General features: G+C 53.5%; 25 protein-coding genes. 9 read left to right on the top strand and 16 right to left on the bottom strand.

Translation table 11 applies throughout. From position 1 onward, the window contains the following. Window positions 1-135: 135 nt before the first annotated feature. The 6 genes from HCH_RS13855 to corA all read right to left on the bottom strand — a co-directional run bounded on the left by HCH_RS13855 (window position 136) and on the right by corA (window position 5899). Window positions 136-438, bottom strand: a complete 303-nt coding sequence (locus HCH_RS13855) for a DUF7352 domain-containing protein (protein ID WP_011396913.1) — start codon at window positions 436-438, stop codon at window positions 136-138. Window positions 439-556: 118 nt separating this feature from the next. Continuing rightward, a complete protein-coding gene (locus tag HCH_RS13850) occupies window positions 557-1450 on the bottom strand; it encodes a LysR family transcriptional regulator (protein WP_011396912.1) in 894 nt (297 codons plus the stop codon). A 334-nt stretch (window positions 1451-1784) separates the two neighbouring features. After that, window positions 1785-2495, bottom strand: a complete 711-nt coding sequence (gene deoD / locus HCH_RS13845) for a purine-nucleoside phosphorylase (protein ID WP_011396911.1) — start codon at window positions 2493-2495, stop codon at window positions 1785-1787. A 92-nt stretch (window positions 2496-2587) separates the two neighbouring features. Continuing rightward, window positions 2588-3832, bottom strand: coding sequence for a phosphopentomutase (locus HCH_RS13840; protein ID WP_011396910.1), 1245 nt, complete (start codon window positions 3830-3832; stop codon window positions 2588-2590). Window positions 3833-4056: 224 nt separating this feature from the next. Then, window positions 4057-4824: a deoxyribose-phosphate aldolase gene (gene deoC / locus HCH_RS13835; RefSeq protein WP_011396909.1), complete on the bottom strand. Its 768-nt coding sequence runs from the start codon at window positions 4822-4824 to the stop codon at window positions 4057-4059. Between the two features lie 130 nt (window positions 4825-4954). Further along, window positions 4955-5899, bottom strand: a complete 945-nt coding sequence (gene corA / locus HCH_RS13830; RefSeq protein ID WP_011396908.1) for a magnesium/cobalt transporter CorA — start codon at window positions 5897-5899, stop codon at window positions 4955-4957. Between the two features lie 468 nt (window positions 5900-6367). Here corA and HCH_RS32360 point away from each other — a divergent pair, with 468 nt between their 5' ends. Together HCH_RS32360 and HCH_RS13815 are read left to right on the top strand one after the other, a co-directional pair. Next, window positions 6368-7720 carry a discoidin domain-containing protein gene (locus tag HCH_RS32360; RefSeq protein WP_011396907.1) on the top strand — a complete coding sequence of 451 codons (1353 nt, stop codon included), beginning with the start codon at window positions 6368-6370 and terminating at the stop codon, window positions 7718-7720. Between the two features lie 156 nt (window positions 7721-7876). Further along, window positions 7877-8509, top strand: coding sequence for an HAD-IA family hydrolase (locus HCH_RS13815; protein ID WP_011396906.1), 633 nt, complete (start codon window positions 7877-7879; stop codon window positions 8507-8509). Between the two features lie 52 nt (window positions 8510-8561). Here the strand turns inward: HCH_RS13815 and HCH_RS13810 are convergent, their stop codons facing one another. The 3 genes from HCH_RS13810 to HCH_RS13800 form a co-directional block, all read right to left on the bottom strand. After that, entirely contained in the window at window positions 8562-9557 is a 996-nt protein-coding gene (locus HCH_RS13810; protein ID WP_011396905.1) for a hypothetical protein, read from the bottom strand. Window positions 9558-9751: 194 nt separating this feature from the next. Further along, the gene (locus tag HCH_RS13805) at window positions 9752-10480 is read right to left on the bottom strand and encodes an alpha/beta fold hydrolase (RefSeq protein ID WP_011396903.1); all 729 of its coding nucleotides are present in this window, start codon (window positions 10478-10480) and stop codon (window positions 9752-9754) included. 78 nt (window positions 10481-10558) lie between these two features. Next, a complete protein-coding gene (locus HCH_RS13800; protein ID WP_011396902.1) occupies window positions 10559-10936 on the bottom strand; it encodes a YybH family protein in 378 nt (125 codons plus the stop codon). A gap of 127 nt (window positions 10937-11063) precedes the next feature. Here HCH_RS13800 and HCH_RS13795 point away from each other — a divergent pair, with 127 nt between their 5' ends. Together HCH_RS13795 and HCH_RS13790 are read left to right on the top strand one after the other, a co-directional pair. Beyond that, window positions 11064-11924, top strand: a complete 861-nt coding sequence (locus tag HCH_RS13795) for a LysR family transcriptional regulator (protein WP_041598652.1) — start codon at window positions 11064-11066, stop codon at window positions 11922-11924. A gap of 381 nt (window positions 11925-12305) precedes the next feature. Further along, complete coding sequence (locus HCH_RS13790; protein ID WP_011396900.1) at window positions 12306-14201, top strand: pre-peptidase C-terminal domain-containing protein; 1896 nt, start codon at window positions 12306-12308, stop codon at window positions 14199-14201. 66 nt (window positions 14202-14267) lie between these two features. On the opposite strand, the gene HCH_RS13785 is transcribed toward HCH_RS13790, so the two are convergent. Both HCH_RS13785 and HCH_RS13780 read right to left on the bottom strand, forming a co-directional pair. Further along, a complete protein-coding gene (locus HCH_RS13785) occupies window positions 14268-14543 on the bottom strand; it encodes a hypothetical protein (RefSeq protein WP_011396899.1) in 276 nt (91 codons plus the stop codon). Beyond that, window positions 14536-14826: a hypothetical protein gene (locus HCH_RS13780; protein WP_011396898.1), complete on the bottom strand. Its 291-nt coding sequence runs from the start codon at window positions 14824-14826 to the stop codon at window positions 14536-14538. The genes HCH_RS13785 and HCH_RS13780 overlap by 8 nt, the downstream gene beginning before the upstream one ends. Before the next feature lie 328 nt (window positions 14827-15154). On the opposite strand from HCH_RS13780, the gene HCH_RS13775 reads away from it, so the two are divergent. From HCH_RS13775 to HCH_RS13760, 4 genes are all read left to right on the top strand, one after another. Further along, complete coding sequence (locus tag HCH_RS13775; protein WP_041599553.1) at window positions 15155-15691, top strand: type 1 glutamine amidotransferase domain-containing protein; 537 nt, start codon at window positions 15155-15157, stop codon at window positions 15689-15691. A gap of 43 nt (window positions 15692-15734) precedes the next feature. Next, a complete protein-coding gene (locus HCH_RS13770) occupies window positions 15735-17126 on the top strand; it encodes a vitamin K epoxide reductase family protein (protein WP_011396895.1) in 1392 nt (463 codons plus the stop codon). Between the two features lie 276 nt (window positions 17127-17402). Continuing rightward, window positions 17403-18509, top strand: coding sequence for an NAD-dependent epimerase/dehydratase family protein (locus tag HCH_RS13765; protein ID WP_011396893.1), 1107 nt, complete (start codon window positions 17403-17405; stop codon window positions 18507-18509). Window positions 18510-18748: 239 nt separating this feature from the next. Further along, on the top strand, window positions 18749-18991 hold the full coding sequence (locus tag HCH_RS13760; protein WP_011396892.1) for a hypothetical protein: 243 nt from the start codon (window positions 18749-18751) through the stop codon (window positions 18989-18991). Window positions 18992-19138: 147 nt separating this feature from the next. Here the strand turns inward: HCH_RS13760 and HCH_RS13755 are convergent, their stop codons facing one another. From HCH_RS13755 to HCH_RS13745, 3 genes are all read right to left on the bottom strand, one after another. Beyond that, a complete protein-coding gene (locus HCH_RS13755; protein ID WP_011396891.1) occupies window positions 19139-19906 on the bottom strand; it encodes a substrate-binding periplasmic protein in 768 nt (255 codons plus the stop codon). 412 nt (window positions 19907-20318) lie between these two features. After that, a complete protein-coding gene (locus tag HCH_RS13750; protein ID WP_011396890.1) occupies window positions 20319-20735 on the bottom strand; it encodes a hypothetical protein in 417 nt (138 codons plus the stop codon). A gap of 279 nt (window positions 20736-21014) precedes the next feature. Next, entirely contained in the window at window positions 21015-21842 is an 828-nt protein-coding gene (locus HCH_RS13745) for an AraC family transcriptional regulator (RefSeq protein WP_011396889.1), read from the bottom strand. Window positions 21843-21970: 128 nt separating this feature from the next. On the opposite strand from HCH_RS13745, the gene HCH_RS13740 reads away from it, so the two are divergent. After that, the gene (locus tag HCH_RS13740) at window positions 21971-22927 is read left to right on the top strand and encodes an alpha/beta fold hydrolase (RefSeq protein WP_011396888.1); all 957 of its coding nucleotides are present in this window, start codon (window positions 21971-21973) and stop codon (window positions 22925-22927) included. Window positions 22928-23016: 89 nt separating this feature from the next. Here HCH_RS13740 and HCH_RS13735 read toward each other — a convergent pair whose 3' ends face one another. Together HCH_RS13735 and HCH_RS13730 are read right to left on the bottom strand one after the other, a co-directional pair. Then, on the bottom strand, window positions 23017-23547 hold the full coding sequence (locus HCH_RS13735) for a HEAT repeat domain-containing protein (RefSeq protein ID WP_011396887.1): 531 nt from the start codon (window positions 23545-23547) through the stop codon (window positions 23017-23019). A gap of 407 nt (window positions 23548-23954) precedes the next feature. Beyond that, a complete protein-coding gene (locus tag HCH_RS13730) occupies window positions 23955-24518 on the bottom strand; it encodes a protein-tyrosine-phosphatase (RefSeq protein WP_011396886.1) in 564 nt (187 codons plus the stop codon). Between the last annotated feature and the right edge of the window lie 207 nt (window positions 24519-24725).

The following is a 24725-nucleotide window of genomic DNA, read 5'->3' as shown; positions in this document are numbered from 1 at the left end:
AGCCTATTAAAAACAGATAGTTAAGTAATCCGGCCCAGACTACGACATTCAATTTTGTTATGAAAGTGTTCGCCACATGCAGCTCCAGACTGCCAACCCCGCCGCCGCAAGTGAAACGTCATTCACAAAGCCTCATCAGGCTGCGCTGAGGTTAAGCTCCTCCTCGGGCGCTTCAAAAACGTGATAGGCCTCCGGGCCAAATGGGTCGAGCGCGGTGTCCAGATAACAGTAATCCTCCGGCACCGGCTCACCGGACATCACCACGTAAAACAGTCGGGGTTGCGAGGGAATCTCTACCGCCAAGGGCTCCTCCACCCAGATAAACACGGCTTTCTCCGTCACCAGATACTCAGATCGGACAATACGCGCGCCCTCCTTCAACTTGATTCGATTGGCGGTTTGCGGTCCTTCCAGTCGGTATTTGTGGATAGCTTTCATCGTAGCGTCTCCCTGTTGCTTGCTTCAGTTTCAGTCTGACAAAGCATCTGGATCGATAAAAGCAGATTTAAACGTCGGTTTGCTACGGTTTTTCCGATGCCTGAACGACTTAAATGATTCAGAACGCCGTATGCCGCATACAGATCGCTTCAATGGCCGGGTTACCGGAACGGACACTGCGGGTGACCGCGTAGAGTCGCTCCGTCACCGCTTCGATGCTGCCCACCAACTCCACCTGATACTGCCGCAACACTTCGTCGCGGATAACCGTTGGGGCGGCGAATACGCCCAGGCCGCGAGCGCCAAATACTTTGAGCAGTGCGCTATCGTCTATTTCCGCTTTAATCACAGGTTTAACCCCATGCTCCCCTAGCCACCTCATCAACTGCTGAAAATACGGCGACTCCAGAGTGGTCGCCAAGAATGGCTGTCCATCTAAGCTAAGCGGGAAATTTTTGCGTAAGACACGCGCCAGATCCGGCTTGGCGAATAAACTGATGCTGGAGCTTTCCAGTTCGCGCCAGTGGGTCTGGCTGTCCCGCTGCAGAGGCGGCAGTCGATCCGCCAGCACAATATCCAGGCGATAACTCAGCAATTCCTGCACCAGATGCTCGACGGTCCCCGAGCGACACGAGAGCTTCACTTCCCGATCCAGATGCAGGGCTGGCTCCAGCATGCGATAGGCGAACAGTTTATGAATCGAAGCGGAAATACCCACCGCCAGACTGATGGAGCGCCCGCTGGTCACTAGCAGCGCGACCTGTTGCAGCTCGCCGGCGACCCGGAACATGTCATCGGCGTAACTGAGCACCAGACGGCCAAGCTGGGTCAACGTCATGCGCCGCCCCTTACGATTGAACAATAAGCCGCCCAGGGACTCCTCAAGGGAAGACAGCTGCCCACTGAGCGTCTGCGGCGCCAGGTTAAGCTCTTTACTGGCGGCGACTAACGATCCTTCCCTGGCGATCACCCAGAAGTAATAAAGATGTTTAAAGTTCAGCGATTTCAGCATGAATGCGGCTCTCCCTCCTTGTCTGCTACCTCTCTGTTTAGCAGAAGGAAGGGGGTTGTTGAAACCCGCAGAGCATTTATGTGCAAGTTATGCACAAGTCCTTTTGCCAGCCAATAATCAGGCCGTTAGGATGGGTGTCCTGTTAACGTTTGAGCTGGACCCCCGCCAACCAGGGGGTCCCGTTGCGTCATAAAGATGGATGTCCTGCTAAGGTGTGCGAAGACGGTCATACAAAAAAGTGGGTGTCCTATTATCAGTCAGGCCCTGTCGTTGCAGACAAATAGAAGGAAGCTATTTGTCTGCCTGATTAATATTAAGAGCGCGGGCGAGAAGGCTAAAACCCAACCGCCGCTTCCAGGGCGATTTCCACCATGTCGTTGAAGCTGGTGCGTCGCTCTTCCGGGGACAGTCTTTCGCCGCTCAGCAGATGATCGCTGACCGTGCAGAGCGCCAGGGCTTTGCCGCCGCATTCCGCAGCGACGCCGTAAAGACCGGCGGCCTCCATTTCCACCGCTTTGACGCCGTGGGCGGAGAGACGCTCTGTTAAGCCGGGGTCAGCGGCATAGAACAAGTCGGTGGTGAACAAGGCGCCGACGTGAAAGCGCGCTTCCCGGCGGCGGGCGGCGTTAACCACCGGCTCCAGCAGGTCGTAGTCAGCAATGGCGGCGAAATCATAATGATTCAGGCGCACCCGGTTCACCAGGGAGTCCGTGCCGGCGCCCATTCCGATGACGATATCCCGCACTTTCACTTCATCGCGAATGGAACCGCAGGAGCCGATGCGAACGATATTTTTCACGTTGAACTGAGTAAACAGCTCATGGGCGTAGATGGAAATGGAGGGCACGCCCATGCCCGACCCCATGACTGAAAGCATACGCCCACGATACTCGCCGGTGTAACCCAGCATGCCGCGCACGTCGTTCACCAACACGGGGTTCGCCAGGTATGTCTCCGCAATGTGTTTGGCTCTGAGCGGGTCGCCGGGCATCAGGACAGTATCTGCAAAGTCGCCGGGATTCGCGGCGATATGAGGAGTAGCCATAATCGTCTTCCTTATGTGATGAGGTGAAACTGATGGGCGCGTATCCCGGCGCCCAGAGATACTTATTAATCAGGCGGACAAATAGCTTTCTTCTATTTGTCCGCAACGAGAAATGACTCGCCGAAGTCCAGTCGATCCAGCTGAAAATATTCCGCCAGGGTCTGTCCGATATCGGCGAAGGTTTTTCTGGCGCCGATAAAACCATGTGGCGCGCGCTTGCCGTACATCAGAATGGGAATGTGCTCCCGTGTGTGGTCGCTTCCCGGCCACGTGGGGTCGCAGCCGTGGTCCGCAGTCAGAATCAGCAGATCATCATCCATCATGGCGCCGAGAAGGTCGGGCAACATGGCGTCGAAATCTTCCAGCGCCTTCGCATAGCCAGTTACATCGCGACGGTGGCCGTAAAGCATATCGAAGTCCACCAGGTTGGTGAAAATCAGGGTGTCCTGCTTAGCCGCGGCTTCATCGGTCTCGTTCATCACCGTCAATGTCGCCTCCACCAGCGCTCCCAAACCATCCGCTTTAACAGAACGGCTGACGCCTTTGCCAGCGTAGATATCAGAGATCTTACCGATGGCGATCACCTGCTTCCCATGGTTGTTCAGTTTGTCCAGCAAGGTGGGTTTGTGCGGCGGCGTGGCGAAGTCGCGACGGGCCCCGGTGCGACGAAAACCCTCTGGCGATGCGCCGACAAAGGGACGCGCGATGACGCGGGCGATGTTATAGGGATCGATATGTTTACGGGTGATCTGGCACAGCTCATACAGGCGCTGCAGACCGAAAGTTTCCTCATGACAAGCAATCTGCACGACGCTGTCCGCACTGGTGTAAAAAATCGGCTTGCCCGTGGCCCTATGCTCCATGCCCAGGTCTTTGATGATCTGAGTGCCGGAAGCGTGAACATTGCCCAGTACGCCGGGTAGTCTGGCCTCTTTGATAATGGCGTCGAGCAGCTCCGGCGGAAAGCTTTGCTGCTTATCGGTGAAATACCCCCAATCGAAAAGTACGGGAACGCCAGCGATTTCCCAATGACCGGAAGGCGTGTCTTTGCCGGAACTCAGTTCTTCCGCGAAGCCGTAAGTGCCGATAATCTCCGGAGCCTGCTCCAATCCGGGCGCCGCAGCGCCGCAACTGGCTTCCCCGGCTCTCCCCAGCCCCAGCCGGTTCAGGTTGGGGAGCCGCAATGGACCTGTTCTGCCTTGGCTGTCGCAGGCGCCGGCGGCGCAGGCTTCAGCGATATGTAACAAGGTATTGGCTCCGGCGTCGCCAAAACGTTGCGCATCAGCGGTGGCGCCAATGCCAAAGCTGTCCAATACGATCAAAATTGCCCTGCTCACACTCTCTCCTTAAAAGTACTTGTGTCTCCATGACGGCTCGTTGTTATTAATCAGGCAGACAAATAGCTTCCTTCTATTTGTCTGCAACGACAGGGCCCGCACATGTCAGGCCCTGTCTCCCGCGGCTGACCGCCGCGCAGGCGCATCCATGCGCCTGATTATTAACATGCCAATATCATTGCCATATTAATATTGTGTCGCCAGCGCGGTTCGCTCGACGCGGATTAGTATTCCAGAGTGGCGTGGTCGGAACCGTGTCCCAGCAACACCAGCAAATTATGCAACAGACTGCTTGCGCCAAAACGGAAGTTATCCGGGGACACCCAATCATCGCCCATGATGTTCATCGCCAGACTAAGATAGAGGCGCGCCTGCTCCGGCGTGCTGACGCCGCCAGCAGCTTTGAATCCCACCGGCGCGCGGGACTCCCGGATACAATTAAGCATGACTTCCGCCGCATCCAGGGTCGCGTTGACCTTCACTTTTCCGGTGGATGTCTTTAGAAAATCCGCGCCGGCGGCGATCGCCAACTCGCTGGCGCGTCGCACATTATCCGGGGTTTTCAATTCACCGGATTCAATGATGACCTTCAACCGCACAGCTTCGCCGCAGGCGGCTTTCACGGCAGCCACCAATTTGCGCCCGGTGTTTTCATCTCCCGCCAACAGGGCTTTGTATGGAAACACAAGGTCGATCTCATCCGCGCCGGCGCGAATGGCTTCGGTGGTTTCCACAATCACCACATCGGCTGGCGCTTCACCGTGAGGAAAATTGACCACCGTCGCCACTTTTACAGGCGCCTCGCTCAAAATCTGTTTCGCCAAAGCGACAAAGCGGGGGTATACGCACACCGCCGCCACCCAACCTTCCGGGGTGCGCGCTTTCTGGCAAAGTGCGGTGATGCTGGCGTCCGTATCCGCGTCATTCAGCGAAGTCAGGTCCAACAATGGGATTGATAATCGTGCGGCTTCTTGTAGTGTCAAACGTCTCATTCCTGATTCCTTGGTCACATATAAAAATCCTAAAAGCGCATTATTATGCGCAGATAGCAACACTTCAAAACGGATATACATCAAATTTCGTCGTAATATCGCAATTCTCAGCCTCTATTCCAATGGCGGTCTACAGCCAGCCCTTGCGCTTGAAATACAAGTAGGGCGTCACGGCGGACACAATCATCACTCCAATCGCCCAGGGATATCCCAGCAGCCATTTCAGCTCAGGAATATAGTCGAAATTCATACCATAGATACTTGCAATGAGAGTGGGCGGCAGCAAAACCACGGAGGCGATGGAGAAGATTTTAATGATCTGGTTCTGATGAATATTGATGAACCCCTGTGTGTAGTCCATCAAGTAGTTGATCTTTTCGAACAAAAATGTGGTGTGGGACATCAGCGTCTCCACATCGCGCATGATCTCCTGGCAAGTCTGCTGCATCTCCGGCCAGGGTTTGGCGTGTCGCTGTAGAAAGGAAATGGAGCGCTGCGTATCCATCAGACACAGACGCACCTTGCCGTTTAAATCCTCCACTCGCGCCAGTCCCCCGATGGCGGCCTGCAAATCGCCGCCCTGCTCCAGCACCTGATGACTGATATGGTCAAGCTTACGATGGGTGTCCTCGATTATATCCGCCAGATTTCCCACTTTTTGCTCCAATAGCGCCACCAGCAACTGAGCCGGGCCAGACACTTCCACCTGACCTTTCTCCGCCCGCGTCAGGAACAACCCAAAGTCGGCGCAATCGCTATGCCGCAGGGTAATCAGTCGCTGTGTTTGTAATATAAACGCCACCGTGACCGTTCTTGGTCGGCCGTCCCCGCTCGACAAAAACAGCGAGTGCACATGCACGCCGTTGGCGTCGGTGAAAAAGCGCGCGGAGGACTCAATCTCCTCCACCGCCGATGACTCCGGCAGATCCTCTGGTAATAAAGCATCCAACAGCTCGCGCTCCGCCGCATCCGGCGCCTGCGCATCAATCCAGGACGCCGCCTGTAGCGTCTCCAGGGACACAGTACTCGAAGACTCATGAACTCCGTTGTCCCTGATCGTAAACAAACTCAGCATGCTGATTCCCTTATGTTGTGCAGATCGGTTTGTGTCGAGTGGCGCGGTTAGACTTTTTTATCAACGGCTGTCGCGTCAACCTGCTCTTATCAGGACACCCATATTAGCGTTGAATTTGAGCAAGTACTTAAATAGGACACCCACTTTTTTCCTCAGCGAGTTACCGTCAGGCAGGCTCTCATATCAATGAGCGCATCGCCGCCGTACAAATTACCAGGACACCCACAATTAATTATTAATCAGGCAGCCAAATATCATCGCCATGCTAATAACCAGTTAAACAGAGGTAATAGATGCCTGTATCTGGACAGAAGGCGGCCCACCTTTGGACTAGATCCCTTTTAGCCCCTTTGGATAATCGTTTGGGAACGATTCCCAACCTAGACTCGAAAACGTATCACGTTAAAGACAGGCGCCGCCCAGCCTGACCGCCAATGAACCCAACTAAAGCAATAAGGTAGGACACCCATGATTTCATCCCACTGGCGTAAACATTTTCTCGCCATATCCGTCGCTGCGGGAGCAGCCTTGAGCCACGCGGTCTTCGCAGCAGAGAATCTGGCGCATATGCAACCAGTCACGACCTCTTCTATCGAATCAAGTGATCTCAGCGGTTACATGGCGGTGGATGGCGACGCCAACACCCGTTGGGGCAGCGCCTATGGCGGAACAGCCTGGATCTATGTCGACTTGGGAGAGAAGCGTTCCATATCCCGCGTGAAGCTCTTGTGGGAAGCCGCCTATGCGAAAGCCTATGACTTGCAGGTATCCAATGACGCCTCAACCTGGACGACAGTCCGCTCAGTCACCAATGCGGATGGCGACATTGACGACCTTACCAATCTGAACGCCTCCGGCCGTTATGTTCGCATCAAAGGCATAAAGCGCGGAACAGAATACGGCTATTCACTGTGGGAGCTGGAAGTATACGGACCGGCATCAGGCGGCGACGGAGAGAAAACCGTCAAACTCTATGAAGACACCCACTTTAAGGGGTACTCCGTTGAGCTTCCCGTAGGCGATTATAATCTGTCCAGTCTGATTTCCCGTGGCGCATTGAACGACGACCTCTCCTCCGCCCGAGTTCCAAGCGGGCTCAGGCTGGAGGTATTCCAGCACAATAACTTCAAAGGCGTACGCGACTTCTATACCTCTGATGCAGCCGAGTTAAGCCGTGACAATGACGCTTCTTCCGTACGCGTATCCAAAATGGAGACGACGAATGGAGACTCCGATGATTTTCCAGACTGGCGGTCAGGACATAACTATGTGGAAGGAAACATTGTCCGCTACAAGGGAAAACTGTATATCGCCGTTCACCCCAACCCTGGTTATGACCCAGTGATCAGCCATTGGTTTTGGGATGAGTATCGAGGGGATGATGACGGAGGCGACTCAGATGATGGAAGCGACAACGGCGCCAGCTGCTCCGCCATCAATAGCTGGAATGAAGCCAACCTGACCAACTATGAGTCATACCCTGACCCAAACAGTGAAGAATGTATCAAATACAATGGCTGTCAATGGGCCGGACAATTCGCTGGCCTGGATGGCGTACAACCGGAAAGCTGGGTCAAGGCGCATAACATCGCCGCAGTCCACTCCAAGGATTTCAACTGGCTGAACGGCAAGACCCTCCGTCTTCGCCAGGGCGATAAGGAAATTGATGTCGTGGTGTATGACATGTGCTCAGACTCGGACTGTGACGGCTGCTGCACTCAAAACCTGGGCCGCACCGGGTATCTCATCGATATCGAGAAATACACTATGCAGCGTTTTGGAACCGGCCACGGCGACGTTCAATGGCAAGTGTGCGATTGACGCTCTTCTTTTCCTAACCATAAATCCGGTGGGCGACCACCGGATTTATCTTGAACGGCTTTCCCTTCGTCAAATAGCTGCTATCTTTTTTACTCGCGTTAAAGTCTAAGCGCCGTCTTCCACTCGTTGTCCGACTAGAACAAAAAGGATTTTTACGTGGTTGCCTACGTTATTTTCGATTTTGATGGGACTATCGCCGACACTTATTCCTGGTTCCTCAAGAACATTCAGGACATGTCCAGGATTTATAATTTCCGCTATGTCACCGAAGAAGAAGGCGAAACGCTGAGGGATAAAACCTACGGCGAAATCATGGAGTTTTTGGGCATTAGCGCCTGGCGAACGCCACAGTTAGCCAGAGAGTTCAGGAAGCGCGCCGCCGGCAAGATGACCAGCGTCAAGCCGTTTCCCCACATTAAGGAAACGCTGCGTCGCTTAAGCGATCATGACTACAAATTGGGCATCGGCTCCTCCAACTCCGAGAGCAATATCCGCATGTTTCTCAAACACAATGACCTTGAAGTATTCGACTACTTCAGTTGCGGCATGTCTTTATCGGGCAAGGCGCACAAGCTGAAAGCCCTTCTAAAAAACGAAAAAATACAGGCCCACGAAGCGATTTATATCGGTGACGAATTGAGAGACATCGAGGCCGCGCGCAAAGCCGGACTAAAATGCGGTTCCGTCGCCTGGGGCTACAACACTTTCACGCGCCTGAAAGAAGAACAGCCGGATTATTGTTTCGAAACGCCCCAGGAAATCATACAAAAGCTGGTGAAAAGGGTTTAATCTCAGCGCTTATTGTGGGTGTCCTTCTAACAGATCCAGCTCATTTTGCTCTTCATGCCCCTGCGCTCTGCTCTGCCAAAAGCAATGTGCATGTGGCGCGGCCTGGAATCCGCGTGTAACCCAACTTGACGCAGACCGCCTTCAAACGATAATAAGCTCCCACCCAGCCACTAAAGCGACTCTCAAATTTAAGACTGGCCGTCAGCCAATGATTAGGTTCGAAGTTTAAGCGTTGCAATATTGGCGGATAGTTTTGCTGGATATAGCCAGGTTTATCATCCCTTTGAGCCCTGCCCGTCCAATCCACGAGCGCCAAATAGTCGTCCAGGGCGAAGGGAATGCCCTGAGAGGCCATATTTCGCTGAGGACCCACAAACGGCATGAGTTTAGCGGGCTGATGCGGTTGTTCGCTTTTTAAAGCACTGATTCGCCTTTGAACAGACGTGTACGCGCTTTCTTCCGGCGTCCTGGCCAGATTGGCTCGCACGGGATTCAAATCGACATAAGCAAGGCAAGCCAGTAATGCTTTTTCATCCAGCAGCGCCTGAGACTTGAAGCGTCCCTCCCAAAATCGTCCAGTGCAGCCGTCTTCCCGGTTCGCCATTCTTGCAATAGGTTCATTCAGACAGCGCATAAACCAACTGATGCAAGCAAGACGCTGACGCCAAATAGCAATCTGCTTCTGCAAACGCTGGAGATCGACCTCATCTAACGGTTCTCCCCGCAAGTAACGCCAGCTCAGTTCAGTCCCGGTGAAGAGCTTGTTCCAGCGATTAACAATTTCCCTATCACTCCATGAGGCTACTTGTTTGTGATTAATATGGAGTACGACATGGAAGTGGTTGCTCATCACCGCGTAGGCGCATACATCTATGGAGAATACCGATGCGAGAAATAAGATTCTGGACTCCACCCACTTCCGACGATGCGAATAATCCCGGCCATCAACATCCTGACCGCATAAATACGCCTGGCGTACACAACGGGAAATACAGTGATAAAACGGGGTGGCGTCGATGGATATCTGCGCTTTCCGCGGCTTTGGCATGGTTTTCTTCCTTGAACTAACAACCCAGACTACTGGCCATATAAACAGCATTGTTTGTGAGCGTCAAGTCCTGACGCCAGACAAACAACCCAGCAAGAAGAATTAAAACCAAAAAGGACATCCACTTTATTAAAGTGGATGTCCTGATAGGCTCATGTATCTATTAGCGCTGCATGTCCCGCAGTCTCAATCTGTTACAAGTCTTCAGCAATCGACTGCAAGTATGCCGCCACTTGCACAGGCTGAGTCAGGTTTGGGCAATGACCAGTCGCTAATGAGTAGGTGCGGCGGACGCCTCCCTGCTCAGCCATTTGCCTTTGCGCAGCCAACGGAATTGCGTTGTCTTCAGTGGTTTCGATGTAATACTTGGGAATGGCTCCCCAGCGCGTCTCAGTGATGCTCAGTTTTTCAAACAAAGGAGCTGCGGGCTCCGCCACCATATACTTGGCGGCTTCGCCAAAGGCTTCTGCAGAAGCGTCCTGCGCGAAGGCGGCGTGAGCTTTCTCCGCAGCGACATAGGCTTCAGTTTTATCATCAGACAAATAGAAGTTATCCACCGCCAAAGACCCAGTAACACCGGCCACCGCATCGCCAAATGAAGCGTCGTTGGGCAGCAGGAATGCGGCCAGGTAAACCAGACCGCGAATTTTCTCTGGCCGCGCCTCCGCCACTTGGCTGATGGTGACTCCCGCAAAACTGTGCCCCACCAGAATAACCGGTTGCTCTGAGCGATCCACCGCGTCCAGCACAGTCGCCACGTAGTTTTGCAACCGGACCAGCTTGGCTGGCGTTTGATCCGCTCCGTGGCCGGGCAAATCAGGCGCAATGACAGTGTGCCCCATGGCCGTCAGTTGGTCCGCAACCGGTTTCCAAGCCCAAGCGCCCAGCCATGCGGCGTGTACAAGAACATAAGTGCTTTTCATAGATACCTCTGAGTTATCGACAAACGTTGAAATGGGTGTCCGGTTAATAATGTGGGTGTCCTGATAAGCTCAGTCGCTTTATTGTGGGGTCAGGCTCAAAACGCTGAAGTCGTCCTGCGCCAGTTTCCATTCACCGCTGTCCTGCTTGACCCAAAGCTCCTTGCTGATAAAGCCGTTGGCGATGTTCATGCGCCAGTTAGCCGAAAGGACAGCGCTCTTGGCGTCGATGACTTTAATGTTTACGTCCAGATACTCAAGCTGCGAGGGGTTGAGACTGGCGAAGTCGCGCCAGAATAAGGCGATAGCGCCAGCGCCTTTGAACTCTCCAACGGGGTCCACACGCATGACCGCGTCGGGCAGGTAGCCGGAGAGGCAACCTTCCACATCGCCACGGTTGAAGCTGGCGATCCATTTACGACTGGCGTTTAGTACTTCTTCGATAACGATTTGAGACATTTCACTTTCCTCTCTACTTGCTGTTTTGGGAACGGAAGGCATAATATTCGAATCCAATAACGCAATAATTAGACCTATTTAAAACTCAATGTTTAGAAATAATGAACAAAAGGCGCTACCGTACCGTATGCTGGTGTTTAACGAAGTGGTGAAGTGCGGCTCTTTCACTGGGGCGGCGGAAAACCTCGGACACACCCGTTCAGCCATCAGCACCTATATCAGTCAACTGGAAACATTAGTCGGCACGAAATTGCTGAGTCGTAGCACCCGACGACTGCATCTGACGCCTGCGGGACGCCAATTCGCATTGCGCTGCGAACAAATGGCGGAAACGCTGCAGTTGGCAGTGGATGAGTTGCAGGACTTTGAGCAAGAACCTCAGGGTCGGATCGCGATTACCGCCCCTCACGCTTTTGAGTCTCTGTTGGTTGAGTCAGTCATCGCAGACTTGTGTCGGCAGTATCCTAAACTCACCGCCGATGTTGTTTTTTCTGATCAAAAACTTGATCTGCTTGAACATAAACTGGATATGGCGATTACAGTCGGTCCCCAGAAAGACAGCGACTATCACGCACTAAAACTGGGTGTCCTACGTTCGTTTCTGGTTGCTTCGCAAGCCTATCAGGACACCCATGGCAAGCCAGACCCCAGACAACTGGACAATCACACCCTCATCCTGCTGCCCTGGCAGCACAAAGCCTCGCTATACAGCAACGGCGAGCAGGTTCCTTTGCAAGCAGGCAAGGCAATGCACGTCAATACGCTACCGGCGGCCATCAACTATGCCCGGCATGGCTTAGGTCTGCTTCTGGCGCCCTCAATTTTCGTGGCGGACGCCATTGGGCGGGGGGAATTGGAAAGAGTCGCGCCGGACTGGCAGGCGGAAGACAGAGACGTGTACGCCTTGCACTCCTTTGGCAAGCGCCTTCCCTTCATACTCAGGCAGGCAACGGAGCGGCTGAAATGGAAACTGGAGTCTTTGGGATAAAGCCGCATTTTCTCGGGTGTTCTAAATGGACACCCACTTTTACAGCACATTGAGATTGATAGCGCGCCATTTCACTTTCGTTGCTTAGCAGGACACCCATCTTTAGTTCTTATCCTTATCAGCCCGACCATCATCAATTCGCCAAAATACGCCACATACCTCATTTTCGTCTCCACAAACACAACTAAAGTTTCAAAGTTCACCCATAACGTTTACGCCACTTACCCTAAACGGTATAGAGGATAACCCTTTAGAGATAACCCCACCCCTGACCGGACGAGTCGAATTTCTGCCGTTTTACTGATACCACCGGACCCGTCCTTCATACAGACTGCGCAAGATAACTCTAATACTTACAACTCAATCCCAAAGAGAAACCTCATGAAAAGGATGATTAAGTCTATCCTGACCTGCGCGTTAACCGCCCTGCCGTTTTTCGCACAGGCCTACGATAGCAATGCAATTCCCGACGACCAGTTCATATACTCCTATGACGAGATGCTTAACTTTGACGTGGCGGCATACCTGGAAGAACATGCGCCGCATTTGAAAGATCAGGCGGACGTCATTACTCACTGGGCCGGTTACAGCTCCGTCAGCCCCAAAGTCCTGATAACTTTGATCGAAATGCAGAGCGGCCTGCTCAGCCGGGGCGAGCGCCAGTTTGCGGCCATGCAGCAGCCGATGGGAGACCTGTCTTCTGAATCCGGCTTCAATGCACAGGTGCAGGACATCGCCACCCGTCTCGCCACCAACTACTATAGAACAGTAGGACAAGAGCAACAGAACCTGGCTTTCGTCGGTCAGGGCATCGCAACAGAGTCTTTGTCAGATGAATTGCGTAACAACTCAGAGGGCGATATTGAGGAATTCCAGGAAGTTTACCATCGCCTGTTCCCGGAAACCGCTCAATCCACCACGCCTTCAGCCGCTCCGGCACTGAATCGTTTCGCCGCGTACACGCGCAACGCCCTACCGCCGGATAACTTACTGCAGTTGCCTTTTCCTGTGGGCGAACAGTGGTACTTTGGCGGCGCGCACACTTATACCGGCAGCGGCAGCTATCCCCTGTCTTCTCTGGACTTGAACAACGGCGGCTACTGGGGCTCCAACACCTCCAACAAATGGGCGGCGGCGTCAGCGGGAGGCACCGCGATTCGTCACTCTTCCTGTTTTGTTGAAGTACTGCACGAAGGCGGCTGGTCCACCACTTACTATCATCTGGACAATATTCAATTCCAGAATCGCGCCACCGTTTCCAGAAACCAGAAACTGGCGAACTATGCCAACAACCAGTCTCAGGCGCTCTGCGACGGCGGCAGCTCCACGGGCCCGCACCAGCATTTCAGCTTGAAATACAACGGCAGCTACTTCCACCTCGAAGGCGTTTCCTTATCCGGCTACAAAGTGAAAACCGGCCGTTGGAGCTACGATGGCGACTGTAACTACTTCTGGCTGAGCAAAGACAACTACCGCTACTGCGCCAACCGCTCCCTGAGCAACCCCGGCGTCCCCAACGGCGGCGATCCAACTGACGGAGGCGATGATAACGGCGGCGACGATGGCGGGGACGACAACAGTTCTGAAACCACCCTGCGCAACGGCCAGACCGTACAGAACATGTCCGCCAATAAAGAAGACCTGACCTACTATGTGTTGGATGTCCCAGCAGGCTCGCGCAATCTGTACTTCAAGATCAGCGGTGGACGCGGCGACGTGGACATGTACGTCAAACGCGACGGCCGCCCCGGCTTCAACAACTATAACTGCCGCCCTTACACCACCACTCAGGACGAGCTGTGCTACTACCGCACGCCTCAGGCTGGCAAGTACTACATCATGCTGCACGCCTTCTCCAACTACTCAGGGATCTCTCTGCAGGTTGGCTATGAAAACGACAACGATCAGGGCAATAACCGGGAAATGTCCAATGGGCAGGTATACCGCAACCTCTCCGGCGCACAGGGTGAGAAGTCATATTTCCGCCTGAACGTGCCCGCCGGCGCGACGGATCTGCGCATCGAAATGTCCGGCGGAACCGGCGACGCGGACATGCACGTCATGCACCAGTCCCAACCAACGCTGAGTAACTACCACTGTCGTCCTTATTCCACCAAGCAGATGGAATGGTGCTCCTGGCGCTATCCCTACGCCGGCACCTTCCACATCATGCTGCACGCCTTTAAGCCTTATTCCGGCATACAGCTGGTGGCCACTTATAAAACGGGCTCTGGCGCCAGAGCCTCAATGAATTTGACGGAGCATATGGAGGAATAACATTTTCCGTCATCCGAAGCCCCCATGATGCCCTGGGGGCTTTTTTTGTTCAGCGCTAACCAAGTCCTACTTACAGCCTTCGTTGATAATCCTCTTCTCAAGATCCTCCCTGCGAATCAAGCCTCCGCCATCCTCCTTTTCAAACATCCAGAATCGCTCTTTGATGATGACTACATCTTCAGAGACATCCATGCAACGCTCTCGCTCGGCATCGGTCATCAAAACAATGTCCAATGAAAAAGAGTCGCCATATTCAGTCGCCAAGAGCTCTAACGCTTTGTTCAGATCCAGCGTCATCAGCATTTTCAGGGAGTGATATTTAAGACAGGCGGTTTTATCCATCTTCGCGCACTTGTTCGATCTCTATCTGAATCAATTCAAGCAAGCGATTCGTAAAAATGTATTGGGGATAATAATCGTCGGTGGAAATACTCTTCATCAGAAGAGAGAACTGGTCTTTGCAGTCGTCCAGATTATTCAGCACGTTATCGGACAAGTCCTCCTTGCTCCTTATCTCGTCAAGCTGTCTCAACTTGCAAGTGATGTACGCAGTCGCCTGCTCGGGGCGACAGTCAGGCGCGCCAAGTTTATGCCAACCTTCGTCAACCAATGTCGCCTTTTTCATGGTTCGCCATTCATCGATGCGCTTACCCGAAGTTGTGTCTTTTCCGCCCTACCAGCCGCGGCCTGACCTCAGTATATGCCTTCACGCTTCCAAGGGGAAAGTCGGGAAGTTTTAATTGTAAGCTTTACAAGACAGTTGGAAAAAGTTCCGTCGAAATCACAAATCCGAGATGCTGCTCTAACCGCTCTCAAGCCCTCCCACCCCCCACCTTGCTTGAATCCAGCCATGGCAAGGAATTTGCCGCACCTATCAAGACACCCATCGCAGCGTGGCTCCAGGACTTGAAACCGCGCCGCAAGACGGAACTCAAAAAACGGAAGCATTCACTATGAATATTAATGAAGCCAAGGTTCTCATCATCGCCACACATGGGTTCGAACAATCCGAACTGGAAGTCCCCCGGGATCGTCTGCGGAACGCAGGCGCCACGGTTCACGTAGCCTCTTTGGAATCCGGTCGCATTCGTGGATGGAGCGGCAAGGACTGGGGCGAGGAAGCGCCGGTGGACAAAACCGTGCAGGATATTGATGTCGAGGATTATCACGCAGTTGTGTTGCCGGGAGGGCAGATCAACCCTGATCTGCTGCGGGTGGAAAAAACAGTGATAGATCTGATCCACAAGTTCAATATCGCCGAAAAACCCATCGCCGCCATCTGTCACGGCCCCTGGCTATTGATTGAAGCTCAGATTGTCCGCGGCATTCGCGCCACCTCTTACAAGTCCATCATCACCGACATGAAAAACGCTGGCGCTGAATGGGTGGACGAAGCCACGGTGCGCGACCGCAATATCATTACCGCCCGTCATCCCGGCGACCTCGACGCTTTCGTGAGCGCTATAAAGGACGCCATCTCCGCGCTCTGACAACTAATCGTATCCGCCCGTGAACACACAAAAGGAGCCCGCTATGCAGGAACAGATTATCCGGTCATCATCGCCATTTTCGCGCTCCATCGTACATCGCGACCAATACCGGGCCCTGCATAGCCGCAACCTGTGGGCTCACTTCATGAACATGGCCCTGGCTTTCTGGCTCGTCTGTTCGCCGGCGCTGCGAGACTACAGGGAGCCAGGCATGGTTTACAGCGATATAGCGGCGGGCGTCGTATTGTTAGTCTTCGCCTCCGCGTCCTTGTCCTGGCGGTGGAGCTGCGCTCGCTGGGTTTGCGCCATAGTGGGACTGTGGCTGTTGTCCGCGCCGCTGCTATTCTGGACACCCAACGCAGCTGCATACTTGAACAGCTCTCTGACGGGCATTCTGGTTATCGGCTTCGCTATCGGGCTACCGCCCTCTCCCGGCGTTTCATCACGGGCGGAGCTGGATGAAACCAACATTCCCCCTGGGTGGGACTTCAACCCCTCAAGCTGGTTCCAACGTCTGCCGATAATCGCCTTGGCCATAGTCGGACTGCTAATTTCAACTTACCTGTGCGCATATCAGTTGCAGCATATTCCCGAAGTGTGGGACCCCTTCTTCGCCGGCTCTCGTACCGATCCCCAAAACGGCGCTGAGGAAATTATCACTTCGTATGTGTCCGAAGCCTGGCCGGTTCCAGACGCCGGCGTGGGCGCATTAACTTATGCGCTGGAAATCCTCTCAGGGCTGGTGGGCTCCCCCAAACGCTGGCGCACCATGCCCTGGCTGGTGGCGCTGTTTGGATTCATGATTGTGCCTCTGGGCATAGTCTCCATCACGTTCATCATTATTCAGCCCATTTTGCTGGGGACTTGGTGCTCCCTCTGTCTGATTGCGGCCACCGCCATGTTGTTGCAGATCCCCTACTCGCTGGACGAGTTGTTGGCCACAGGCCAATTTCTGTTTCGACGCAAACAGGCGGGGCGCTCGCTTTGGAAAGTGTTTTTCCTCGGCGATGAGGACAGTGGCGGACGCGTCGCGCCGGAGCCCAGCTTCGAGCAACGCCCGGCCGCCATTATGAAAGATATCGTGGGCGGCGGTGTGGGACTCCCATGGAACCTCGCAGTGAGCATACTCATCGGCGTGGCTTTGATGTTCACGCGACTGCTGTTCGGAACCGAGGGAGGGATGGCGGACTGGGACCATCTGATTGGTTCGTTGACCATTACCGTGGCGGTGATCGCGTTGACGGAGGTCGCCAGACCAGTGCGCTTTCTGTTGATCCCGCTTGGCGTCTGTCTATTGTTTACGCCCTTCGCCTATGGACCCGGCCTGTACGCCTCGCTCGCTAGCATCACCGCCGGCGTAGCCTTGATCCTGTTGAGTCTGCCGCGCGGCGACATCAACAGGCATTACGGTAATTGGAATCGCTGGATGTTCTAGCCGCAGGAACAGTAGTAGACGCCGCTACTTGCGACGCCAACGCCAGTCACGCTTTACATACTTCTCTTTGACGGCAGACCATGCCACCCGACGCACCCACCTTAGTTCTTACCAGGACACCCATTTTAGACTGGCACGGCCCTTGTATCCGATAACTGACAAGGAGGTCGTTTTCTCACGGCGGCGGTCAATCCGTATCCACCGCGCCACGCCACCGCAGTGCGCAGCAGGAAGCGGCCGCATCACTCATTAGATAAAGGAAAATTGGAAAGAGTCATGTCCGATACTACAAACACCTCAACACTCCCGCTGGTTATCGTCACCGGTTCCGCCGGCGATATCGGTTCCAGCCTTATTCTTAATTTGACGGGTAAATACCAAGTCATCGGTATGGACCGTGAAGAAACGCCTCTCGCCGACCATAGCTACACCTTGGACCTGACTTCCTGGGATGACGTCAAGAAAACCTTCGACGTATTTCGGGAAAAGTTTGGCCGTCACATCGCCGCCGTCTTTCATCTGGCTGCGTATTTCGACTTCACGGGAGAAGACTCTCCACTCTATGAAAAAGTCAATGTGGACGGCGCGCGCAATCTCATGACGGCGTTACAGGACTTCTACGTGGAACGCTTCATTTACTCCAGCACCATGCTGGTCCATCGCGCCAGCGAGCCTGATGGAGCCCCCATCACCGAGGAAACGCCTCTGGACCCGGACTGGGTGTACCCCGAGTACAAAACCAAAGCGGAAATCGTCATCAAGGAGAACGCCGGCGCCATGCCCTACAGTATCCTGCGTCTCGCCGGGCTGTATGACGATAAACAGGCCGCCCCGGTCTTGTCGCAACAGATTGCGCGTATCTATGAGAAAGATCTGGAAAGCCATTTGTATCCTGGCGACACCGACGCCGGCCAGGCCTATGTGCACCGCCAGGACTTGATGCAGGCATTTTTAAAGACGCTGCAGCGCCGCCGCGATCTGCCCAAAGAGAACATCATGTTGATTGGTGAGGACCATGCCGTGAGCTACGGTGAATTACAGGATCGCATTGGCGAATTGATTCACGGCAAAGAACACTGGCGCACTCTGCGGGTTCCCAAACCGGTAGCCAAAGCCGGCGCCTGGTTGGAGGAAAAGGCCGAGCCGATTATTCCCGACAGCATCGACAAAGGCGAAAAGCCTTTCATCAAGCCCTTTATGGTGGATATGTCGTCGGATCACTATGCGCTGGATATCAGCCGCGCCATCAACCTTCTCGATTGGAAGCCCCGGCACGCCTTATATGATGACTTGGAGAAGTTGATCGCCAACTTAAAGAAAGATCCTCAAAGCTGGTATAAAACCAACGGCGTTACCCTGCCGGAATCCCTTAAGGCGTCTTAATCGTTTAGGCTAAACAATTGATTGCGCGCTGAAAATCGCTCCCTCGTCGGTGAGTCCGGCGAGGTTTTTATTTCCCCTGGCGCTCACTCAATATACAACTTCGCTTTCAATATAGGTTGTCACCTATCCGCCTTTTGGCCATCTTCCCTTGAAATACAAGCCAATTACACTTGACATCGATCCCGTCATGCCTTTTAATCCAACTTGCTTATACTTGTATTTCAGCCCAGGTGTTGCATATGGATACGCAGTCTCAAAAGTCTCCTCGCCAACTCGCCGAAGAAGCGATTCAACGTTATCGCTCTGAATATCTGACAGACCTCGAAAAATGGTCTGAAGAAGAGCCGGTGATGCTAGGCGATACCCCCGCCTCCAAAGAACAAAGACGCTATAAACAGCTGTCCTTAAAAGAGATCAGCCGCCTGATGGATCAATCGTCCATGGAGTATCAGCTCAAACGCATGAAATCCCGTGGATGGTGAAGGCGCCCTTGTATACCTGGTCTCCCTTTACCTCAATGGACAAATCCGACTCCGACAAACCAGGCGCATCACTTCAGGCGCGAATTTCGTAAAAATTCGGATAGATATTAAGCCCCCATAGAGCTCAGTGCGAAGCACACTGCAGGACTATTCCGCCAGCTTGAGATAGTTGTCCGCGATGGCTTCATAGCGACCATTATCTTTCAACGTCTGTAGCCGTTGATTGAATAAATCACGCAGCTTGGCGGATTTGAAAATAGCGTAACGGGGAGCGCTGTTGAACAAGGGGTGAACGGTGTATGGCGCTTGGTAAATCGGGCTGGTCGACTGTAATTGATTCAAGTAGTAATGGAAAATGCGCTTATCAAGAATGATCGCGTCGGCGCGCTCCAGAAACAGCATCTGCACTTGCGACTGCTGATTAACGACTTCTTCAATATGCGGATTTTGCGCCGCCATCCTGGCGTATTCCGGGGGCAGATAAAGGGGCGCGTTCTGGAACACAACCAGACGTTTATCCTTGAGATCATCCACCTTGATAATCCCTTCCGCATGGTCGCTCAGCGTCACCACTACGTTCTGGTAGTAAACCACCGGATCGGAAAGGTAATAGCCGCCTTCGGAGTAATTGCCCGGAGGCAGATTAAAGGCCCCATCCACGCGCTGATTTCGTAACTCCGCAAACAAACGCCGGTTGGTGGTGTATATGAAGTTAACTTCATAGTCCCGCTCAGACAGCGCTTCGCGAATGATATCCACGACCAGCCCCCGATTTTCCTCGGCTATGACATAAGGTGCGATAGAAGACGACGTGATTAATTCCAGTTGGCGCGAAAACGGTTGATCAGCGGCGAAACCGTAACCGGCAAGCAGCAGTAAAAAGCCAAACACACAAGATAAAACACAGCGAATCATGGACAGCGCCACCTAATCAAATGATCACCGACAACGTTAAATCAACGGACGCCAAGCTCTCTTTCTCCAGTGAATACTCCCTTAACAATCATAGACGTCCGCCGGGTTAGCGCAAGTCGCACACAGGTCCTGCGCCATCACACTCAGCTCTCCCACGCAGAACCGACATTCCCTGGATACGACCTACTGCCACGCCCTCCTAATAAGTACGTTAACCGGCGCCCATTGGTTCTCAACCGATACCTGTAGCGGCTTCTGCATTGGAGTCTATGTCTGTTCGTTTAAACGGAATTGGCGACTTGTCAAAAGTTCAGGTAATTCCCTTACTATTAATACTTTAGAGATGGTTGCAGCATCTTCGGTGACGTTCCAGTAATCTCAGCCTTGAGTGAGAGTCATTTAGAGGCCGCTATCACTCCTCACAAGCGCTCTCCCCTATCTCCATCAACTGAAAATCATACCCGCCATAGCCTTTGTGGAAAGGACGGAGGTAGTCGATGGGAAACTGGTGCAATACGCCTTTCATGCACACGGAAATCTGGCTGTCGGATAGCAGATTCGCCAGGCGTGTAGCGACCTCGTCTTGCGCTTCCGAATCGCTGTAGGGATAAATCAGCTTGTTGACGTACTGCTGATATTTTTCTGCGCCGACGGACTCGACGTCAAAAGCGATGCAGTTTCCTCGCGCGCAGTTATAGGTGACGGGAATGGCCTTGAGGGCGACGGTTTCATCGCTTTTAAGTTCCCGCAAATAAGGACCCAGCACACGAAAAACAAGGAAGACCAGAATAACTATTACAACCAGAAACAATGCCGTTTTTTTAATCATATCTACTACTAAAAAATCTGTATTTCGCCGGGTTAATGCGTTATGTGCGATGACTCAGATTCAGCAACGCAATCGCGTAAGCGCGTCTTTTTGACCTTCCGGTAAATGGCGAAATAGAGTCAATTTGTTATGTATGTTCAAGCGGAGTTAACCAAGTAAACTCAGTGGCGAAACAGTAACAGATGCGATCTCTTTCACAATATCGCAAACGGACTACGCCCCGATCAGGGGGCGCAATATTGGCTGAATTTTGTGCGCATTATGGATGACAACGGGGAGCTAAAGTCCCTGGTGTTTGCGCCACTCCCCTGGCGAGCATCCAACACAGGCCTTGAACGCGCGCGATAACGCCGCCTCGCTTCCATAGCCCACCTCACCGGCTATCAACTTAAGCGGCTCCCCTTGCATCAAGGCCCGTTGCGCAAGACTGATACGCCAGCGTTGCAGGTAAACGCCCGGCGTGCATCCGACGCGGTCGCGAAACAGATTGGCGAATACGCTACGGGACATACCGGCATGATCAGCCAGTTTTTCCAGTGACCAGTCCTCTCCAGGCTGTTCATGCATGGCCACCAACGCCAGTCGCAGTCGCGGGTGCGCCATTCCAGCCAGCATGCCGACCTGGGTGCGTCCGTCTTCCATTAGATACCTCAGCACCTGTATCAGGACGACTTCAAAGAGGCGGTCCAACACTGCCTGTCGTCCGCAATAACCGGCGAAGGCTTCCTGAAATAGTAAGTCCAACACCGGCGCAGCGCCCGGCAATGAAGATAGAGGCAGGCAGATAAATTCCGGCAGCGCGGCGACGACAGGATTGTTCGCCCCGCCCTCAAAACTCAGATTGGCGCAGGCGAAGTCGGCGCCGAACACTGGATCAGTGACAAAGCGATGAGGCAAAGGCCGCGGATAAAACAACAGACTCGGCTCCGCCACTTCGGCGACGACTTTCCTGCCATGCCGCACTTCCACCGCCCCCTGGCGCACCAGATGAAGCTGCCCATACTGATCCTTTCCGTATACGTCAGTGACCCCGCACAAAGGGCCGGTATTGAACACACGGGCGTTAATCGAAAAGTGCTCCAGCAACGCCGCCAGGCGATCAACCATAAAAAATACTCAAAGTTAAATTTGACAGACTATTTATGATATATCGTATTGGAAACATAGGTAAAGTTGCTCCTGCTTGTTGGCCAAGACCACGGGCGCCATAAACATCAAAGCATTAAGGAGAAAACATGAAATCACTTACCCGCCCTCTCAGCGCACTGACTCTGGCATTTTTCACACTGGCCGGCTCCGCGCAGGCATCCGCCGCCGATACATCCATATCAACGCATTCCGCCGCAGCAGTCGCCCAGACCGCGAACTACATCACCACCCGTGACGGCGTACAGATCTACTATAAAGACTGGGGGCCCAAAGGCGCGCCCGTGGTGGTCTTCAGTCATGGCTGGCCGCTGAGTTCGGATAGCTGGGAGTCGCAAATGCTGTTCCTGGCTGACAAGGGGTATCGCGTTGTGGCGCATGATCGCCGCGGCCACGGCCGCTCCAGTCAGCCTTGGGAAGGCAATGATATGGATCATTATGCGGACGACCTCGCCACCGTGATCGAAACTCTGGACCTGAAAGACGTCACTCTGGTGGGATTCTCCACAGGCGGCGGCGAAGTGGCGCGCTATATTGGTCGACACGGAACGCAGCGGGTCAAAAAGGCGGCGCTGATCTCCGCAGTGACGCCTCTGATGTTAAAGACGGACAGCAATCCCATCGGTTTGCCGCTGCAAGTGTTTGACGATATCCGCAATGCGTCTCTCAAAGATCGCTCCCAGCTTTATCTGGATATCGCATCGGGCCCTTTCTTCGGCTTCAATCGTCCCGGCGCTCAAACATCTCAAGGGATGATTCAGTCATTCTGGGCCCAGGGCATGCAAGGCGGACACAAGAACACCTACGACTCAATCGCCGCGTTCTCCGCCACAGACTTTCGCGATGACCTGAAGAAGTTCGACATTCCCACGCTGATCGTGCACGGCGACGACGATCAGATAGTCCCCATCGACGCCTCCGCCCGCGCCGCGGTGAAACTGATCAAAAACGCCGAACTCATCGAATACCCAGGCGCGCCTCATGGTATTACAGACACTCATAAAGATCGGCTGAATCAGGATTTGCTGAGCTTTTTACAACATTAAGTTGACCTAGCAAGCCGCCTCGAATTAATGGGGCGGCTCAGTCGCTCATAGTTATTGGGAAAAGAACAAACGGAGCATGGCAAGTGCTTTTAGCTCGCTTTCTCAATGAGCTTGTCCACCAACTCCCACGGAATCAAAGACTCAAATTCCGCATAAGAAGGCGCTCTCTCCAGTTGGCGCATTAAAGTATCGTCGATACCCGACTGCGCCACTCTGAATAAGCCTCTTAACGCCTCCATGCGTACGAAAATATCTTCCGTTTTATCCCGCAACAGGTCATTGAGCCTGAGAAGGACTGCTGGGTCTTTTGTCCCTGCGTAATACCCCACCCAATTGATGAGCGCCGTTGCTCTGACGTCATCGTCCACATCTTTGCTCATCAAAGGGACTAGTTCATGTTTGAAGTCCGGTACGGCCCAGTATATACCGAGCACCATGATGGCGGCGCGCTGGAGATCCGGCTCCAGGTGTTGCAGAAAGCGCCTGACATCTTCCATCAGCTCGTAACAGTCGGTTTTGCCGATATCAATTAACGCATCATAAATGTCGTCAATATCTTCAGAGGCAAGTTTTTCTTTGAGTCTGGCGATATTCACCCTACAGTCCTGTCGATATTTCATGTTTTTTCTGATTGGTCGGCTCTTGGCCCACCTCGCCGCAGAAGTGAGACCTCTCCATAGAAAGCCCTCTCTTCTATTGCAAAAACGCCACAAAAGTTTCACCAAATATTCTACAAACACCGCAACGCCGGCTTCTAGAATTAACAGGGTTAGCGGTAGACCTTTTGTGTAAGTAATACCTCGGAATCAGGAGGCGTCTTTCGCCGCCTTGCTAAAAGGGAAGTCCAGGAGTGACAGGGTTCAAGCTAACCTGGAATCACCTCCGCATAAATGCTGAAGACTGAACTAACACCTCTTGGGGGCGGCCCAGCCCCCGTTTTTACTCTCTACCATCTGGTATCCGCCAACTGAAGAAAGCTACGCTCGCCAAGGTCAGTTGGAGCCTCTTTGATCCCCCGCCAACGCCTTCAACGCTGAACTTTCGATACTATCCCACGCTTTCGGTTCAGCCGTCTGTAGCTATCCAAGCGATAAGGGTTCGCCTCCCGATAGGCGTCCAACGGCGCCAACATGGTCCCGCCGCGATTCAAGGCGGTGTCGATAGCCTCAACAATGCGTCTGTTCGGCCAGGGCTTGCAGGTGATCTTGAGCAACTCGTTAAAAGCGTCTGCCTCCCGCCCCTGCCCATGCATTAACGCCAAAGCGCCATACCCTATTGCCGTAGAGCGACTCACGCCGGCATGACAGTGGATGACCAGGCGGTTTGCGGGGCCCTCAAGAATCGCCTGCAAGGTGTTCAAGACGTCGCTGATCACCGCGTCAAAGTGGTGGGTGGCTTCCGCTCTCTCCTGGTCAAATATTCTAATGATGTGATGCGCTTCCACATGGGCGGCCAGCTTGGGGATCGCCTGTTCGCTGATATCAGGATCAAGCAGAGAAATAACGTGTGTCGCCGGCCAGGCTTTCGCCAGCGCTTCCACACGGTATAAACATGAAATTTGCAACGGCAAGGCAGAGACAGTAGAGGTCACAACAATATCCTTATTGGTCATAGGGCTTGATTGCGCCAAAGCCTATCAGCCGCAGCACAAGATTGACAGCTTCGCGTCCAGCCGCACTCGACTGGACGCAGCCTCTTGTCCTTACACCGACAGTATCACCGCCCCAACGGTTTGCCCGCTTTGCAGCCGTACGCTGGGACGGGTGAATTGAATCGACCGCGCCACAGTTTCCATAGG

The organism is Hahella chejuensis KCTC 2396 (assembly GCF_000012985.1).
Lineage (GTDB): Bacteria > Pseudomonadota > Gammaproteobacteria > Pseudomonadales > Oleiphilaceae > Hahella > Hahella chejuensis.
Note: the sequence above shows the minus strand (reverse complement) of the source record. Positions and strands in the feature narration are given on the sequence as shown.

Coding starts and splice junctions, on each gene's coding strand:
- HCH_RS13855 (WP_011396913.1), bottom strand. CDS start 438: ATGAAAGCTATCCACAAATACCGACTGGAAGGACCGCAAACCGCCAAT.
- HCH_RS13850 (WP_011396912.1), bottom strand. CDS start 1,450: ATGCTGAAATCGCTGAACTTTAAACATCTTTATTACTTCTGGGTGATC.
- deoD (WP_011396911.1), bottom strand. CDS start 2,495: ATGGCTACTCCTCATATCGCCGCGAATCCCGGCGACTTTGCAGATACT.
- deoC (WP_011396909.1), bottom strand. CDS start 4,824: ATGAGACGTTTGACACTACAAGAAGCCGCACGATTATCAATCCCATTG.
- corA (WP_011396908.1), bottom strand. CDS start 5,899: ATGCTGAGTTTGTTTACGATCAGGGACAACGGAGTTCATGAGTCTTCG.
- HCH_RS32360 (WP_011396907.1), top strand. CDS start 6,368: ATGATTTCATCCCACTGGCGTAAACATTTTCTCGCCATATCCGTCGCT.
- HCH_RS13810 (WP_011396905.1), bottom strand. CDS start 9,557: ATGCCAAAGCCGCGGAAAGCGCAGATATCCATCGACGCCACCCCGTTT.
- HCH_RS13805 (WP_011396903.1), bottom strand. CDS start 10,480: ATGAAAAGCACTTATGTTCTTGTACACGCCGCATGGCTGGGCGCTTGG.
- HCH_RS13800 (WP_011396902.1), bottom strand. CDS start 10,936: ATGTCTCAAATCGTTATCGAAGAAGTACTAAACGCCAGTCGTAAATGG.
- HCH_RS13795 (WP_041598652.1), top strand. CDS start 11,064: ATGCTGGTGTTTAACGAAGTGGTGAAGTGCGGCTCTTTCACTGGGGCG.
- HCH_RS13790 (WP_011396900.1), top strand. CDS start 12,306: ATGAAAAGGATGATTAAGTCTATCCTGACCTGCGCGTTAACCGCCCTG.
- HCH_RS13785 (WP_011396899.1), bottom strand. CDS start 14,543: ATGGATAAAACCGCCTGTCTTAAATATCACTCCCTGAAAATGCTGATG.
- HCH_RS13780 (WP_011396898.1), bottom strand. CDS start 14,826: ATGAAAAAGGCGACATTGGTTGACGAAGGTTGGCATAAACTTGGCGCG.
- HCH_RS13775 (WP_041599553.1), top strand. CDS start 15,155: ATGAATATTAATGAAGCCAAGGTTCTCATCATCGCCACACATGGGTTC.
- HCH_RS13770 (WP_011396895.1), top strand. CDS start 15,735: ATGCAGGAACAGATTATCCGGTCATCATCGCCATTTTCGCGCTCCATC.
- HCH_RS13765 (WP_011396893.1), top strand. CDS start 17,403: ATGTCCGATACTACAAACACCTCAACACTCCCGCTGGTTATCGTCACC.
- HCH_RS13760 (WP_011396892.1), top strand. CDS start 18,749: ATGGATACGCAGTCTCAAAAGTCTCCTCGCCAACTCGCCGAAGAAGCG.
- HCH_RS13755 (WP_011396891.1), bottom strand. CDS start 19,906: ATGATTCGCTGTGTTTTATCTTGTGTGTTTGGCTTTTTACTGCTGCTT.
- HCH_RS13750 (WP_011396890.1), bottom strand. CDS start 20,735: ATGATTAAAAAAACGGCATTGTTTCTGGTTGTAATAGTTATTCTGGTC.
- HCH_RS13745 (WP_011396889.1), bottom strand. CDS start 21,842: ATGGTTGATCGCCTGGCGGCGTTGCTGGAGCACTTTTCGATTAACGCC.
- HCH_RS13740 (WP_011396888.1), top strand. CDS start 21,971: ATGAAATCACTTACCCGCCCTCTCAGCGCACTGACTCTGGCATTTTTC.
- HCH_RS13735 (WP_011396887.1), bottom strand. CDS start 23,547: ATGAAATATCGACAGGACTGTAGGGTGAATATCGCCAGACTCAAAGAA.